Annotated in this window: 15 protein-coding genes; 9 read left to right on the top strand and 6 right to left on the bottom strand. The window is 52.5% G+C overall.

Annotated features, from left to right (window positions below; genetic code table 11):
• Positions 1-522 precede the first annotated feature (522 nt).
• The 9 genes from U869_RS0104365 to U869_RS0104325 all read left to right on the top strand — a co-directional run bounded on the left by U869_RS0104365 (position 523) and on the right by U869_RS0104325 (position 10,761).
• Positions 523-1,128, top strand: a complete 606-nt coding sequence (locus U869_RS0104365; protein ID WP_025123476.1) for an ankyrin repeat domain-containing protein — start codon at positions 523-525, stop codon at positions 1,126-1,128.
• A 145-nt stretch (positions 1,129-1,273) separates the two neighbouring features.
• Positions 1,274-2,062, top strand: coding sequence for a DUF2877 domain-containing protein (locus tag U869_RS29190; RefSeq protein WP_051588716.1), 789 nt, complete (start codon positions 1,274-1,276; stop codon positions 2,060-2,062).
• Complete coding sequence (gene fdrA / locus U869_RS0104355; RefSeq protein WP_025123477.1) at positions 2,022-3,569, top strand: acyl-CoA synthetase FdrA; 1,548 nt, start codon at positions 2,022-2,024, stop codon at positions 3,567-3,569. The genes U869_RS29190 and fdrA overlap by 41 nt, the downstream gene beginning before the upstream one ends.
• Positions 3,569-4,987, top strand: coding sequence for a DUF1116 domain-containing protein (locus U869_RS0104350; protein ID WP_025123478.1), 1,419 nt, complete (start codon positions 3,569-3,571; stop codon positions 4,985-4,987). The genes fdrA and U869_RS0104350 overlap by 1 nt, the downstream gene beginning before the upstream one ends.
• 121 nt (positions 4,988-5,108) lie before the next feature.
• Positions 5,109-6,659 carry a xanthine permease gene (locus U869_RS0104345; protein WP_025123479.1) on the top strand — a complete coding sequence of 517 codons (1,551 nt, stop codon included), beginning with the start codon at positions 5,109-5,111 and terminating at the stop codon, positions 6,657-6,659.
• A gap of 199 nt (positions 6,660-6,858) precedes the next feature.
• Entirely contained in the window at positions 6,859-7,809 is a 951-nt protein-coding gene (locus U869_RS0104340) for a carbamate kinase family protein (protein ID WP_025123480.1), read from the top strand.
• A gap of 13 nt (positions 7,810-7,822) precedes the next feature.
• Positions 7,823-9,217, top strand: coding sequence for an amidohydrolase family protein (locus U869_RS0104335; protein ID WP_025123481.1), 1,395 nt, complete (start codon positions 7,823-7,825; stop codon positions 9,215-9,217).
• Between the two features lie 264 nt (positions 9,218-9,481).
• Positions 9,482-10,297 (top strand): transcriptional regulator, encoded by an 816-nt coding sequence (locus U869_RS29945; RefSeq protein WP_025123482.1) that lies wholly within the window; start codon positions 9,482-9,484, stop codon positions 10,295-10,297.
• Positions 10,294-10,761 (top strand): hypothetical protein, encoded by a 468-nt coding sequence (locus U869_RS0104325; protein ID WP_025123483.1) that lies wholly within the window; start codon positions 10,294-10,296, stop codon positions 10,759-10,761. The genes U869_RS29945 and U869_RS0104325 overlap by 4 nt, the downstream gene beginning before the upstream one ends.
• Before the next feature lie 37 nt (positions 10,762-10,798).
• Here U869_RS0104325 and U869_RS0104320 read toward each other — a convergent pair whose 3' ends face one another.
• From U869_RS0104320 to U869_RS0104295, 6 genes are all read right to left on the bottom strand, one after another.
• Complete coding sequence (locus tag U869_RS0104320; protein WP_025123484.1) at positions 10,799-11,320, bottom strand: fimbrial protein; 522 nt, start codon at positions 11,318-11,320, stop codon at positions 10,799-10,801.
• Positions 11,321-11,358: 38 nt separating this feature from the next.
• Positions 11,359-11,874: a fimbrial protein gene (locus tag U869_RS0104315; protein ID WP_025123485.1), complete on the bottom strand. Its 516-nt coding sequence runs from the start codon at positions 11,872-11,874 to the stop codon at positions 11,359-11,361.
• Positions 11,875-11,906: 32 nt separating this feature from the next.
• Positions 11,907-12,890, bottom strand: a complete 984-nt coding sequence (locus tag U869_RS0104310) for a fimbrial protein (RefSeq protein ID WP_025123486.1) — start codon at positions 12,888-12,890, stop codon at positions 11,907-11,909.
• A gap of 9 nt (positions 12,891-12,899) precedes the next feature.
• The gene (locus tag U869_RS0104305) at positions 12,900-15,383 is read right to left on the bottom strand and encodes a fimbria/pilus outer membrane usher protein (protein ID WP_232785324.1); all 2,484 of its coding nucleotides are present in this window, start codon (positions 15,381-15,383) and stop codon (positions 12,900-12,902) included.
• Between the two features lie 156 nt (positions 15,384-15,539).
• Positions 15,540-16,211: a molecular chaperone gene (locus U869_RS0104300; protein WP_025123488.1), complete on the bottom strand. Its 672-nt coding sequence runs from the start codon at positions 16,209-16,211 to the stop codon at positions 15,540-15,542.
• Positions 16,212-16,386: 175 nt separating this feature from the next.
• Entirely contained in the window at positions 16,387-16,911 is a 525-nt protein-coding gene (locus tag U869_RS0104295) for a fimbrial protein (RefSeq protein ID WP_025123489.1), read from the bottom strand.
• Positions 16,912-16,928: the final 17 nt, after the last annotated feature.

Genomic DNA, 16,928 nt, shown 5'->3' with positions numbered 1-16,928 from the left:
CTCCCACAGGGAGAGGGAACTGTCCGAGCCACAATTTGGCTTATGCACCCGGCCGTAACTTTGTATCTGTCCTCTCACCTACGACCTAGCCGTAGACTAGCGCCACACCAGACCGCAACTCCGCGCTGGCTCCCTCTCCTTGTGGGAGAGGGTTGGGGTGAGGGGGAACCGCATTGTTGAATGTATTTGCAAATCCTATGACACGCAACCAGTATTGAACAAAATTTAACACTGCCATTACAACTGATTTGAAGACAATCACACTTCTGATTATTTGTTTAGAGCCTGATGTGGCGCGAGATGAAAGCCCATTGCCCGCAGGGACGTTTGCCATGGCAAAAGGCGCAAAACATAAGAGAAAGATTGCGCCGACGCACAGTTTGCCTTTATTGTTGAATTGTTTTCAACAATTATTCCCTTTGCGATGAATGATTCTTAAGCGGATGTTTTTATCCGTCATCTGTTGCTATTCTCAGTAGCAATGAAAGTATCCAAGCCCACTGAAAAATAGGGAGCGAGAATATGTCTGATAAAGCGCTGATTAGCGAATTTCTTTTTGCTGCGGAACAAGGCGATGGCGAGGCACTGAAAAGCTGCCTGGATAAAGGTGTTGATATCAATGCTGCCAACCGCCAGGGCCGTACCGCCATTACCATTGCCAGCCTGAATAAACATTACGACTGTGTGGCATTATTAATCGCAGCCGGTGCCGATATTGATAAGCAAGATCAGACCTGTTTTAACCCCTTCCTGCTGAGCTGTCTGAATAATGACTTAACGCTGCTGCGCCTGGTATTGCCAGCAAACCCGGATTTGGATCGTTTGACACGTTTTGGCGGCGTAGGTATTACCCCAGCCAGTGAAAAAGGCCACGTCGACATCGTGCGCGAATTATTGACGCGTACCGAAATTAACGTCAACCACACCAATTTTGTGGGCTGGACGCCGCTGCTGGAAGCCATTGTGTTAAATGATGGCGGCGCGAAGCAGCAGGAGATTGTCAAATTACTGCTCGATCACGGCGCCAATCCTCATATGACCGACAAATATGGTAAATCTCCCCTGACGCTGGCACGTGAAAAAGATTATCGCGAAATTGCTGAGCTGCTGATCGCAGCCGGAGCCTAACCCGAGGAGAAGCCTTATCGCACAGCCATTACGGCAGTGCATTACAGCGTTATCGGCAGAGGTGGCGTTTCCCCGCCAGCGGCTAAGTGGGCAAGTCGAACAGGTTTTTTCCCGCGCGGTTAACCTGTTCGTCCCCGAGCAGAACATGCTCTACACGTTATTAAGCGACGAGTATGACAACGCCCCGAATAGCTGCCGTATAGCGCTCAGGCACTGCGACCAAATAGTTAGCCCAGGAGATCGAGTCGAGTTTTCACAGGGCGGCATTGAAATAGGCCAACACAGTTGGATTGATTTTTCCGGTTGCCAAATATGGCAGCAGCCCGAGCTGTATTTAACCGATGCAAACAGGGCTGATATTGCCTGGTACCAATGGGGGACATGCCTTAATCAACATGCCGCATCCGGTAATTCTCTTTTTAATTACCGTGGAGACAATATATTTCACCGAGAAATGGCCAGGTTATTACAATTGCATCGCGACGCATTATTTATGGCGATACGTCGCAATGAACATCCCGGCGATGCTATACAGTCTCTCATTGACTTGGGGATTGGCCTGACGCCTTCCGGTGATGATTATCTGGTTGGCCTTTGCTCTATATTGTTGTTGCCCGGACATCCGGCGCAAAAATATCGCGAATTATTTTTAGCCGTGCTGGAAAAAGCTCAACAGAAAACGACGTTACTGAGCGCGATTACATTAGAGGCGGCAATCAATCAGCGTTACCGACAGGTGATCGGCCAGCTGTTAGAGAAATTAGTACACGACGATCGTCACCTTATTATCGCTACCATAAACAAGATTAAACAGATCGGTTCAAGTTCGGGTTGCGACATGCTGCATGGCATGGCGGATGCCTGTCTCTTGACCTCATATTTTGGAGAAAAATATGCCCATCAGGATCATTGTAAAAAACAACACCTGGTTTGATTCCGTTTCGCTGATGTCTATTTCCACCAAAGCGAACAAGCTGGAAGGCGTTGAGCAAGCCTTTGTGGCCATGGCCACGGAGATGAACAAGGGAGTGCTGGAGAACCTGGGCTTGTTGACCCCAGAACTGGCAGCCGCCAAGAACGGCGATCTGATGATCGTGATTAAAGGCGTCAGCGATGAAGCGAACGATGCCAACCTGCTGGCCATCGAAGCCTTGTTCACCCATAAAGACCAAGGTGGCCGCCACGAAGCACGCTACGCCACCCTTGCCAGCGCGAAAACCCATATTCCAGAAAGCAATCTGGCGGTGATCTCGGTCAACGGGCTGTATGCGGCGCGTGAAGCCCGCCAGGCGCTGAAAAACGATCTCAACGTGATGCTGTTCTCCGATAACGTCTCCATCGAGGATGAATTGGCACTGAAACAACTGGCGCATGAGAAAGGCCTGCTGATGATGGGGCCAGACTGCGGCACCGCCATCATTAACGGCACCGCGCTGTGTTTTGCTAACGCGGTACGCCGGGGCAACATTGGCATCATCGGCGCATCCGGCACCGGTAGCCAGGAGTTGAGCGTGCGTATTCACGAATTTGGCGGCGGCATTTCTCAACTGATCGGCACCGGCGGGCGCGATCTGAGTGAAAAGATTGGCGGCCGGATGATGCTGGATGCGTTGGAGATGCTAGAGCAGGACGACGGCACCGAAGTGATCGCGCTGATCTCCAAGCCCCCTGCTCCTGCCGTGGCAAGCGCAGTGCTGGAACGCGCCCGCGCCTGCCGTAAACCGGTGGTGGTTTGTTTCCTTGGTCGCAATGAGCCACCAGCCGATGAACCAGGATTGCAGTTTGCTCGTGCAACGAAACAGGCTGCATTAAAGGCTGTGCTACTTACCGGGATCAAAGAAGAGTCTCTCGACCTGCATCCACTCAACTGGCCGCTGATTGAAGAAGTGCGTGCCAAGCTGACACCGCAGCAAAAGTATATTCGCGGCCTGTTCTGTGGCGGCACCCTGTGCGACGAAGCGATGTTTGCCGCATTGGAAAAACACGACGACGTTTACAGCAACATTCAACCCGATCCGGCCAAGCGTCTGCAAGATCTCAACCGCAGCGTGGCGCACACCTTCCTCGACTTTGGCGATGATGATTTCACCAATGGCAAACCCCACCCGATGATCGACCCGACCAACCGCATCCAGCGCCTGTTGCAGGAAGCGCGCGATCCAGAGGTTGCCGTGATCGTGATGGACTTCGTACTGGGGTTCGGTTCCCACGAGGATCCGGTAGGCGTGATGATCGAGGCGATCAAAGAAGCCAAAGCGATTGCAGCCAGCGAGGGCCGGCCATTGGAGATCCTCGGCTACGTGCTGGGCACCGATCTTGATACGCCGTCGTTAGTACAGCAGTGCCAGATGCTCACCGATGCGGGCGTCATCTGGGCAAGCAGCAGTACCAATACTGGATTGCTGGCACGTGAATTTGTCTGTAAAGGAGGGAAAGCCTGATGAGCCATTCGTTATTTAACCAACCGCTGAATGTGATTAACGTCGGCATTGCCATGTTCAGCGACGATTTGAAAAAACAGCATGTTCCGGTGACTCAGTTGGACTGGACACCGCCGGGTCAGGGCAATATGGCAGTGGTTGAAGCACTCGATCAGATTGCTTCCCCAGCGCTGGCCGACAAAGTCGCTGCCGCCAACAAACTGGCGCTGGAACGCATTATCCAATCGCATCCGGTACTGGTGGGTTACGACCAGGCGATCAATGTCGTCCCCGGTATGACTCGCCACACCATTTTGCATGCTGGCCCGCCAATCACCTGGCAAAAGATGTGCGGTGGAATGAAGGGCGCGGTCACCGGTGCGCTGGTATTTGAAGGATTGGCGGCCAACCTCGACGAAGCAGCGGAACTGGCTGCCTCCGGTGAAATCATCTTCTCGCCGTGCCATGAGCATGACTGCGTGGGTTCGATGGCGGGTGTGACCTCGGCGTCAATGTTCATGCACATAGTGGAAAACAAAACCTACGGCAACCGCGCTTATACCAATATGAGCGAGCAGATGGCGAAGATCCTGCGCATGGGGGCCAATGACCAGAGCGTAATTGACCGCCTGAACTGGATGCGCGACGTGCTAGGCCCGATGCTGCGCGATGCCATGAAGCTGGCCGGTGAAATTGACCTGCGGCTGATGCTGGCGCAGGCGCTGCATATGGGTGATGAGTGCCATAACCGTAATAACGCAGGCACCACACTGCTGATCCAGGCGCTGACGCCATGGATTATCCAGGCGGGTTACTCCGTTGAACAACAGCGTGAAGTGTTTGATTTTGTCGCCAGCAGCGATTACTTCTCCGGCCCGACCTGGATGGCGATGTGCAAAGCGGCGATGGACGCAGCACACGGCATTGAATACAGCACAGTAGTTACCACCATGGCGCGTAACGGCGTTGAGTTTGGTCTACGCATCAGCGGCCTACCGGGTCAATGGTTTACCGGCCCGGCACAACAGGTGATTGGCCCGATGTTTGCAGGCTACAAGCCCGAAGATTCCGGGCTGGATATCGGCGACAGCGCCATCACCGAAACCTACGGCATTGGCGGCTTTGCCATGGCGACCGCACCGGCCATCGTTGCACTGGTCGGGGGCACGGTGGATGAAGCGATCGATTTCTCACGCCAGATGCGTGAGATCACTCTCGGCGAAAACCCCAACGTCACCATCCCACTGCTGTCGTTTATGGGGATCCCAACGGCGATCGATATTACCAGGGTCGGCAGCAGCGGCATTCTGCCGGTGATCAACACCGCCATTGCCCATAAAGATGCGGGGATCGGCATGATCGGTGCCGGGATTGTCCACCCACCGTTTGCCTGTTTCGAGAAAGCAGTGCTGACCTATCGCGACCACTATTGCCAATAAAAAAATAACGGGGCTAACCCAGCGTTAGCCCCACCTGACACCAGAGAGTTGTTCACCTGCAGGACCAATGGCGATCCCGTGGACCGTCGAAAGTTGTTAAACGACCTGTGAAGGATTTTCCATGAACAAAATGAAATTAGAGTGGAAACGCGGTGACTGGGCGGCCTACTTCGGGCTGATGACCAATAACCTGACCAACCTGCTCACCATGATGGGCTTGCTCATCTTTGTGGTGGGTATTCCCAAAGAGATTGTTTACGGGCGCATCGCCCCTGCCTTTGGCCTGGCAGTGATGATGGCCAGCATCTGCTACACCTGGTTTGGCCTGCAAATGGCTCGCCAGACCGGGCGTAGCGATGTGACCGCGCTGCCTTCTGGCCCAAGCGCACCGTCTATTTTTACCGTGACCTTCCTGGTGCTGATGCCGGTTTATCAGTCGACCGGCGATGCGGATTTTGCCATTTCGATCGGCCTGGTGTGGTGCTTTGTTGAAGCGCTGATCCTGGTGGGCGGTTCATTCCTCGGCGAAACTATTCGCAAGATGATCCCGCGTACCGTGCTGCTCTCCTGTCTTTCTGGCCTGGGGCTGTTACTGCTGGCGATGAACCCGATGTTGCAGGCGTTCGAAGCGCCAACCGTCTCGTTTATCGTGCTGCTGCTGATCTTTATCAACTGGTTTGGCAAAAAGCCGATCTTCGCCCGTATTCCAACCGGCTTGCTGCTGCTGATCGCCGGTACTGCGCTGGCGTGGATCTCCGGCCTGCAAAGCCCGGACGCGATTAAGGCTTCGATGTCCTCCTTTGGCTTTAACCCGCCAGGGTTCCATGTCGACAGCTTTATGCAAGGTCTACCACATGCGCTGCCGTATCTGGCCTCTGCCGTTCCGCTGGGGCTGGCGAACTACATCTTTGACCTGGAAAACATTGAAAGTGCCCATGCTGCCGGTGATGAATACAACACCCGTAAGGTAATGATGGCCAACGGCCTTTCCTCCATGTTCGGCTGCCTGCTGGGTAACCCGTTCCCGGTGACCGTCTATGTTGGTCACGCCGGTTGGAAAGCGATGGGCGCCAGCATTGGTTACACCTTGGCTTCCGGCGTGACGATGTTCCTGGTGCCGCTGTTCGGGCTGGGTGCCTTTATGTTGGCGGTGATCCCAATGACGGCGATCGTCCCCATCCTGGTGTTTATCGGTGTGGTCACCGCCAACCAGGTGGTGAGGGAAACGCCGAAGATCGAGGTACCGGTCATCTTCATCTGCCTGTTCCCATGGATCGCCAACTGGGGCTTAACCGTGGTTAACAGCGTGCTGGGGGCGGCGGGCACCTCGGGAGCCAAGCTGGGTGCAGAGTTGCGGCACAGCAAAGGCGTGTATTACCAGGGGCTGGTGCATTTGGGTAGCGGTGCTCCGCTCGCCAGCATGCTGTGGGGATGTATCGCGATTTTCGCCATCATCAACAAACCGTTGCGTGGTGCAGTAGCGGCGGCAACCGGCGCGTTGCTGGCGTTGTTCGGCGTGATCCATGCCCCTGCCGTAGGCTTTGCCGAGGGAAGCTCGATGATGTTTGTGGTGGCTTACCTGATGATGTCGGGCATGTTTGTGGTGAAGCATTTCCTCGACAGCCGTGAAACGGTGGTTGCCGCAGTGCAGGAACCCACCAAGACGGCCTAAGCCCTCACCCCAACCCTCTCCCACAGGGAGAGGGAGCAGTCCGGAGCGCTTGGTAAGCTTGTGTATTACACAGAAAAATCAACGAACTCGATCAATCCCCTCTCCCTGCGGGAGAGGGTTAGGGTGAGGGGAAAAGCACCAGTGTTAACATCCTTCACCCTGCCCTTAGTCAAACGGTATTTCTACTCGGATCCAGCAAATGAAAGAACTCGTGGTGGTTGCCATTGGTGGCAACAGCATTATCAAAGACAACGCCAGCCAGTCCGTAGAACATCAGGCCGAGGCGGTAAAAGCGGTAGCCGACTCGGTGCTGGAAATGCTGGCATCGGATTACCACATCGTACTCACCCACGGCAACGGCCCGCAGGTAGGGCTGGAATTGCGCCGTGCAGAGGTTGCCCATGAACACGAAGGGCTGCCCCTGACCCCGCTGGCCAACTGCGTGGCGGATACCCAAGGCGGGATCGGCTATCTTATTCAGCAAGCGCTCAACAATCGCCTGGCACAGCACGGCGGGCAGAAAGCGGTTACGGTGATCACCCAAGTTGAAGTGGATAAAAACGATCCCGGATTTACCCATCCGACCAAACCGATCGGTGCTTTCTTTAACGAGCAACAGCGCGACGCGCTATTGCCGCAATACCCAAGCTGGCGGTTTGTCGAGGACTCCGGACGCGGTTATCGTCGGGTGGTCGCCTCACCAGAACCGATCAGGATTGTGGAAGCCGACGCCATCAAGGCACTGACGCAACAAGGGTTTGTGGTTATTGGGGCTGGCGGTGGCGGCATTCCTGTCATTCGCGATCTGCAGGGGGATTACCAGAGCGTAGACGCGGTGATCGATAAAGATCTCTCCACCGCATTGCTGGCCAGGGAAATCCGTGCCGACGTGCTGGTGATCACTACCGGCGTGGAACAAGTGTGCATTCACTTTGGCAAACCGAACCAACAGGCGTTAGGCCAGGTGAACGTAGCAGAGATGACCCGCTATATGGCTGAAGGGCATTTTCCTGCGGGCAGCATGCTGCCGAAGATTGTCTCCAGCCTGGCGTTCTTGCGCGACGGCGGTAAACGCGTCGTGATCACTTCGCCGGATTGCTTGCCTGCCGCACTGCGCGGAGAAACGGGCACCCATATCGTTAACCTCTGAGAGGGAACCACAGATGAATGAGAACCAAAGCCGCCGTGAGTTTTTGAGCCATAGCGGCAAAGTGGCTGCCGCCTGTGCGCTATTGGGCACGACCTCCTCCGTCGGTTATGCTGCTAACCCGGCAACCGCGAACTGTGAGGCAGACCAGCGCATGAAAATTACCGACCCACACTATTATCTGGATAACGTGCTGCTGGAGGCGGGCTTCGAGTTTGACGGAGCAACACCGATCAGTACCCGTACCGAACTGAAAACCCTGGAAATAAACCAGGGCAAGATCGTTGCCCTGCGCGATAACCGCCAGCATCCGGACGGTACCGTGCCGGTTTACGACGCTGGCGGCAAACTGCTGCTGCCTGCCATGCGTGATATGCACATCCATCTGGACAAAACGTTTTACGGCGGCCCATGGCGTTCACTCAATCGTCCGGCAGGCACCACCATCAAGGATATGATTGCGCTGGAGCAGAAGATGCTGCCGGAGTTGCAACCCTACACCCAAGAGCGGGCAGAAAAGCTGATCGATTTACTTCAATCACACGGCTCCACCATCGCCCGTAGCCATTGTAACGTTGAGCCCACTTCAGGGCTGAAAAACCTGGAGAACCTGCAACAGGTGCTGGCACGCCGCAAGTCGGGCTTTGAGTGCGAGATCGTTGCGTTCCCACAACATGGCCTGCTGTATTCAAAATCAGAACCGCTGATGCGTGAGGCGATGCAGGCGGGAGCCCATTACGTTGGTGGCCTGGATCCGACCAACGTCGATGGCACCATGGAAAAGTCGCTCGATAGCATGTTCCAGATCGCGCTGGATTATAACAAAGGGGTGGATATCCACCTGCACGAAACCAGCCCGGCAGGCATCGCGGCGGTGAACTACATGGTGGAAACCGTCGAGAAAACGCCACAGCTCAAGGGCAAACTGACCATTAGCCACGCCTTTGCGTTGGCGATGATGAATGAACAGCAGGTTGACGAGATCGCCACCCGCATGGCGGCACAGCAAATCACCATTGCCAGCACGATCCCGATTGGCCCTATGCATATGCCGCTCAGCCAACTGCGTAACAAAGGCGTGTTCTTGATGACCGGCACCGACAGCGTGATCGACCATTGGTCGCCGTATGGCCTGGGTGACATGTTGGAGAAAGCCAACCTCTATGCCCAGCTCTACATTCGCCCGAATGAGGGAACCTTGTCGCGCTCGCTGGCGATCGCCACCGGTGATGTCTTACCGCTGAACGATAAAGGCGAACGCGTATGGCCGAAAGTCCAGGACGATGCCAGCTTCGTGCTGGTCGATGCCTCCTGCTCTGCCGAGGCAGTAGCACGTATTTCCCCAAGAACCGCGACGTTCCATAAGGGCGAGATGGTTTGGGGCCGCGTTGGGCAAGGCAACAAAGCCTGAGGATTAGTGCCGGTTATTGAGTACGGATGAGGCCCGCAAGGCCCACAGAGTAGGGGCGCGGCATGCTGCGCCCCTGGTGAGATTGGCGTAGGTTTGATGGCGATAAAATCCACATAAACATCACAAAAGCACCCATAACTACTATAGTTTCAAATGAGTAGCGACTATGAAAAGCTACCAGTTTACAAGCAACGCACCGGCAGGTGATGTGGCTTGTTTTAACCGATTGAAATGGTTGCATCACAGTGTGGGTGAAACATGTTAATGCGCTACATCATCGACTCAAGCTTTGAGTTTTGCCCGGAAAGTTGCCAACTGACCGTTTTTGGTGCTGAAAATATTATCATTTCGCTTAACGCTCCAGCCAGTCGATGTCTGGAGCTGCTTCTTGAGCGGCGTTTTGAGTTGGTCCCTCAAAATGACTTTTACGAGTACGTCTGGGGAGATGAGGCCAAGGAGGTCTCCGTTAATACGCTTTACCAAAACATTGCATTGCTGCGTAAGGCGTTAAAAAGCATATCAAAAAACTATCAATCGATGGTACTGACGGTCCCCAAACAAGGATTCAAATTTAATCAGATCTTTTCCGTCCAGCAACTGTTGGGCGAAGAAGCGCCAGTGCCTCCGGTACAAGATGACATCACGATAAAAAATGTGCCGGATCTCTCCTCGCTTCAGGAAATGCTCAATGAGCCTCCAACTCCTCCCCAGAGGGTGAAGGTCAAGACGAAATTGAAACAGCCTCGCTTTTACAGCGTAATAGCATTGGCCGTGATTATGCTTTTGGCTGCACTTTATTTCTTGCTGATAAAAGAGGGATCATCACCATTAAACAAATATACCCTTTACCCGAATAACTCTGAATGCATGGCCTACACCAATTCGAAGACTCACGATATTGCAAAAAGAATTGCGACTGTTCAAGTCTTAGGCGTTGATTGCAAAACGTCCCCCTACCTGTATATTACCGTATTTAAATATAGTACCCGCACCTCGGTTGTTGCTTGCCCTCTCCCCATCGAAAGCACCCCATCACCGGTCTGCACCACCTTTAACCTGATTGGGAGAAGTATCAAATGAAAAATAAATCTCTCATCCTCAGCATGGTGGCCGTTGCCATACTGTGTTTATTAATTTACTCCTTTTTCATTGCTAACCGAGAGAACATAAATATCACCTGCCATGGCATTCTGGTTACCCAGAACGACCAGACCTCTAGCAGAGCACGAATTTCTGTTTTCTTGCATGGAAAAAATGGCCGAGTTAACTTTGACGGGATCGCGAAGAACAAAGACAATGAGGCAACCATTATACGCCGGGCTTCCTCATTCAACTTCAGTCATTATGGGGACACCTATATCATCTACAAATCAATCGTTTCCGAACTGCCGGGCAATACAACGCCCGCTGATTTACTCATCGGGATGTATCCCTCATTTATGTTATTTGATGGTATGGACTATCGTTTTAATATGTACCCAACCGGGGGCAATGGCTATCTGTTTATGAGTGATAAATTCGTCACCCTTTCCTGCGTCCGCTGAACCCAGTGATACCTTACTAACCAAGCACCTGAATGGGCTATTGGTAAGTAAAATCGAGCTGCATCGCCGCCCTGATTTGGCCCGCGCTTACCGGGCCCGTTCCCGTGCCATACACCCTGCTGGCCAAAGCCAGAGTCGCACTCTGGCTGGCATTATCCACCGCTATATTAACCCGGCTGCCCGGGCCTAGCGTTTGCTGGGTGATGCCATCAACCACCTGTACCCCTACATTGCTAGCCGAACCCAGATTGGCATAGAGTGCAACGCCATCCGTACCGGTAGTCTCTACCCCAGTCAGTAATACCGTAGCTTGACGAGTGCTTATTGGACACTGGGTAAGCAACACAGAGAAATGCTGCCAGCCTCCCTCTCCCCCCACGGCAGGAAAGTCACGGCTGCGGCGCTGCCCAAAATCTATCGTCTGGTTGGCGCTGTCAGTGTCAACCACACAAGGACTAGCCGTCACGTTGCCGCTAATAGTGAGGCTGGTATCCCCTGCCAGACAACCACCGCTTATCAGCCCGAATTGCAGTATCAGGCCAAAGGTTCCAAATTTCATCTTAGGGTCCTTTTATCAACCGGCGTTTTACCGCCGGACTACTTATAAACAAATGTTGCTAGCACAGAACTGGCGATAGTACCGGGCATCACCGTCCCCGGCGTCGCAAAGGCACGTGTTTTCAAATTAAAAACGGCCTGTTTGGTGGAGGAATTCACCGCCACGGTCATTTTTTTACTATTTCCCAGGTTTACCCCCGCGTTATCCGTCAACTCAACAGAGAGATTGGTTGCGGTGCCGGTGCTTTTGTAGCGTGTCGGGTCCACTGGATTTGGGGTTCCAGATAGCGTCATCTCCACATTAGTGGTTGATGCTGGGCAAGTGGTTAACGTAATCGCAAACGTTTTCCAGAGACCGAAGCCGTCGTTATTTAACGTGGTCGCCTGAATATCATCCAGATTAATCGTCATCACTGAATTGGTTGCATCAACCACGCAAGGTGAGGCAATCACATTGCCGGTAATATTCACCGTACTGGTATCTGCGGCAATAACCAGGGGGCTGGCCAGAAAACACACACTGGCGAGGGTAAGGCTTGCACTTGATAATTTCATATTTCCTCTCAACCAATTTTATAAACGTTAATCTATTGATAAGTAATGTCTAATGTTGCAGTGGCATTGGCGGAACCCGCTGAAACATTGCTCAATGTTTGATAATATCGCGCTTTAAAAGGGAAGGTCTCAATACCACCAGCAGATGTTTTCAACGCTAGTTTACTGCCAATATTTAACGGCGCATTGTTATATAAAATTTGGGCCCCGACGCCTTTGGCCACTCCGGCGCTCCCAGCACCGGTTAACGCCAGCACGCTGGTATTGGCGGTATCCGCGTTTTGAGTGCCGTTCATGGTCACGTTAACTTTAGTACCCGCGGCGCAATTGAGCCCCAGTTGAAAATCATTATTCCCCGCGGTAGAGCCTACCCCGGTAAACTCAGTGGCATAGATGTTGCCCAGGGGGGCTGCGACTGTCGGTGTGGTCAATGAGCAGGCAAGCGCCGTTACACTCAGCCCGCTAATACTAACGTTAATTTCCGAAGCCCATCCGCTTGCCTTCCCATCCCCCATAATTAATTTTCCTACCGTTTGATTGAGAGTTCCGGAAGATACTTCTCCAATTTTATAAAATGCTACCACTGCTCCGCCATACACAGTACTGATCGGACCAACATATGACTCGACACTCGTTTGATTGACATTACCATCAATAGTATTACCTTTCCCAACCCAACCACCAATTAAACCCGCTTTCGTTAGCCCGCCTAGCTGTACGCCTATCCCAGGTAAATCTGTTTTATAAACCCGGACACCATTTAATGTGGTTGAATAGGTGGTCGTCGCTTTGACACCAAAATATAGTGTACCGGTAGTAGTCCCGCAGTTAAATAGCGGATAATTAGCTGACGTAAAATCTTGAACTGCCAGCCTGCTACCCACGGCCACATCTCGTTGAACTATTAGCGAACTGGTGTTGATCGGCACACTGGCAGCAATGTTTGAACAATTTGACCATGACGGCAGACTGTAAATAATTAACAATGTGCCGAAAATCATCATTATTTTTTTCATAATGTTCCCTTATTGGCAACGGCCATTGATTATCTCAATGCCATTAGCCGTGATTGCCTGCGATTTTTTCCCGGCTAGTTGATAACTAACCTGGCATTGGCTATCGCTACCTTTACCCCATTGCACCAGTAACTTGCCGCTATCGGCCATACCGGTCAGATAAACCTGACCCGCGTCACCGACGATAAAGCCGTTTTCACCCGGATTGGCGGCATCACTGACCGTGGCACCAAATGGCACCGCCTGGCCGTTATTGCGTTGCAATGTCATCATCACCCGCTGACCAATCTTGGCCTGATAGCTGGCGACCACTACCGCACCGCGCGTCGGAGTAACCTTTTGGCTGGTTAACTCCAGTTCGACATCATCAGGCAGTGAGGAGGTATCCAGACCGATGTCATTATTGCGATAGGGACTGACATAAGGCACCACCGCATAACCGCGAGCATCCGTTTTCACGCCCCGGTTATTATTGATATCAATGCCTTTTGCCCCCGGCACCTTCACCAGCGCCACCGTTTCACCCAGTGGCTGTGACAGCGTGACGCCGCCGGAGTGGACAATGACGCCGCCAGCCACGCCGTAGTTGATGCGCTTTTGGTTATTGTCATAGCTGTAGCCGCCATTAATCTGACCGCTGCCGCCATCGTAGTTGGCTGTCAGGTTGCCATTGCCCCCAGTGCCCTGGGTGGTATACCCCTGATTGACGCCCCAGCTCAGATTGTTGTTTTCCAGCGCAGTGCCACTGAGCCCCAAGTTATGCGTTGTCGCGCCCCCTTTGCTGCTGCTCATGGCATAATTCGCCCAGGTGTTACCCAACCAGCGATTGAGCGGGATACTGACGTTCAGCGCCAGCATCCTGTCGGTAGCTTCACTACGCGTTCCATTACTGCTGGCCGCGTTTTTGCTTTGGCTATAGTTGATGCCATAGCTCACCCCCTGCCAACTGTTACTATAGCCAACGCCCAGAGATTGCGTCTTTTGGCCGTTGTCCCAATAGCCTTCATCAATCAGGCTCAATGACAGGGAACCCGCTGACGCCCCCAGATTCTGACTGACCACCAGTTCGGCACGGCTGCGTTTATGCTGTTCACCCATCGGATAACTGTGGCTATTGTAGGTATCCAGCGTCTCTTGCAGGGTATAGAACCCTCTGGTGGAATAACGATATCCCGCCAGACTGAAGTTGGTGCCAGTTTCCACAAAACTTTTGCCATAGCGAAAACGCCATGATTGGCCATTGTGGGAGCTGTCATCGGGCAAGTGCGATCGCGCCTCGGTGACATCTAATGAGATCGCCCCAATACTCCCCATATTTTTACCCACACCGCCAGCCACCGACTGATAATGCTCTGCGCCCTGTACACCTCCATAAACGGTCAACCCCCAAGGCAGACCATATATCACGGTACCTTGCGCAAACGGCGTATCATCCACGCTATTATCTGAGGACCGGTAGTTACCGCCGGTCAGGCTGTACTTCAAGGCTCCTTCACGCTGTAACACCGGCACCGAGGCAAACGGCACAATAAAGTTTTGCTCGCTGCCATCGGCCTCGGTGACCGTGACGTTCAAATCGCCACTGCCGGAGGTGGCATACAGGTCATTGATTTCAAATGCCCCTGGTGAGACATAACTTTGGTAAATGACATAGCCATTTTGCCGTACGGTGATCTGGGCATTGGTTTTGGCGATGCCACGCACCACTGGCGAATAACCTTTCATGCTGTCTGGCAGCATCTCTTCATCCGAGGCCAGTTGGCCACCGCGGAATGGCACGCTGTCAAACACTTCGCTGGGCGAGGTACTGTCACCCAGTGTGAGCTGGCTCCGCAGGGCAATAATGTCACGCTGCAAATAGGTGTTGATGGAGCTCCATTTGTCGCTACCTTCGCTATCCCGATTCCAGGTTGAGTAGTTGCGTAAGCGCCAGGGCCCGAAATTCAATCCACTGCGTAAATTTAAAAAGTAACTGTTGTTGCTGTTGCCATGGTCATGATCCGCACGGCTGTTAGAGCCGCTAAAGCTATAGTTGACCAACAGGGCTGACACACCTTGATCCCACTGTTCAGAGGGTACATAGCCACGTGCCTGGCGGGCCAGAGCCGCTTGAGGAATGCTGAGGTTAAGCTGTTGTTGGCCAAAACGAAACTCGGTTGAAGCCTGAGGAATAGCCGCCGATATATCCGCACATCCCTCTTTGGCCAATCCTGGAAACGCGGCCACCTTGACACCCAACTTTTGCAGCTCATCCAATGTCAGGCAAGGCTGCAGGTTTTGATTACCGCTGGCATCCTTTACCAGGGAAAACTCTACCTCACGGGTCTCAATAAACTGATTATTCAGCGATATATCAACGCGATACTTTCCAGATGCCTGGGTGTTCGTGTCTTCAAAAACAGATAAATCAGCGCCGGCTTGCGACGGATTACCCAGTTCCAACAACGCAGGGTCAAAATATTCCCGTGCTTGCACACGGCCCACATCCGTCATCAGCAATCCTAACTGACAGAGGACTAAATAACTCAGCCGTGTCAAATGAGCACGGTTTTTAATCTTGTTTACATATCCCTTGTTCAGTTGCTTTTCCATTGACTCTTACCTAATAAATTGACCCAGCGAGTTTGAAAATTTTCCCATCGACCGTATTTACAGTGAGGCCTGATACGCTTCGCTGGTACCGCCATAATCATTGATGATTTCCCAACTGACCTGGCTCCCACCACCAACGGCAGGCAGCGTCACACTCTGCGTTGCACCAGGGGCAATCATCGGAAAGTCTGGAATAGCTTTCCCAGCGACTTTCACGGCAAAGAAGGTCAGGTAATGACCAGAGTTGTTGGTCGCTTTCAGGGTGTTACCACTGCGCTGCCATTTAATCTGACTGGCAGACTGATCCAGCGTGCCTTGAACCCCTTTCGGGCGATAAATCAGCTTGATGCGCGTTTTTACCGCGATCTGTAAGGTGTTATCTCGTTTCTCACTGGACGGAATAGACTTAATGTTTAACCAAAACAGCGATTCTTTATCTTCAGGCAGGCTTCCCCCCGCACGCACGATACGTAATACATTATTCTGCTTGCCATCAAGGCGAAACAGCGGCGGCGTAATAATAAACGGAGCTTTTGCCTCACCACCTTCTTGCGTGTCCACCCAAGACTGGATCAGGTAAGCCGTGGTATCGGGATTACCAACATTTAATGCCGCTTCTTTCTTGGCTGCGTCATAAACCAGACGTGTTCCGCCAATCACTACACCGGCGGTTGAACTGAATGTGGTGGCAAATAATCCCGCCATCAAAACTGCTGACCATAACTTCATATGTACTTCCTATCTCAAAATTCTAATAAGTGTTGAATAAAACATAAGTGCGGTAACCCACTTACTCTTTACTTAACGCTCATAAAGTTTTATGCACTTACTGTGTTAAATCAGGTCGGTATAAATACCGACCCGGACTTATCAAGATCTCTTTGCCAGGCAAAGAGCGTCAATATTAGTTATAAATAATTGAGAACTGCACAGAGGCGTTAGCGACACCTGGGGTAACGACGGTGCTCAGTGCTTTATAACGCGCGGTGAAATTCAGATCGGTTTCACTGCCTACACCTGCCGTCAGGTTGTAAGACGCGGAGTTAGCGAACAAATTAACCACAGTTTGGGTGGCGTCAGACAGTTCAATACCGACACCGCCAGCCACACCTGCGCCTGACGCCAGCGCCAATACGCTGTTGTCACCGTCAACGCTGGTACCATCAAATTTTACCGTGGCAGTGTTCGCCAACGGGCAATCTTTCAGTTTCAGCGTAAAGTTAGTTGCTGCAGAGTAGCTCCCCTGACCGTTGAATGAGCTAGCGGCAATCTTACCCAATGGCACCTGCAGGTTTTGTGAAGTGCTGTCGACGGTACAAGCTTGATCTGTGATTTCACCGGTAAAGTTAATTGTGCCGTCGGCGGCATAAACAGAGGAAGCAACAAAACCTGAAGCAACCAAAGCGAGTGTCATTAAAGTCTTTTTCATATTTAAATCCATTAAAG

This window comes from Serratia sp. H1w (genome assembly GCF_000633355.1).
In the GTDB taxonomy this organism is placed as follows: Bacteria; Pseudomonadota; Gammaproteobacteria; order Enterobacterales; family Enterobacteriaceae; genus Chania.
Note: the sequence above shows the minus strand (reverse complement) of the source record. Positions and strands in the feature narration are given on the sequence as shown.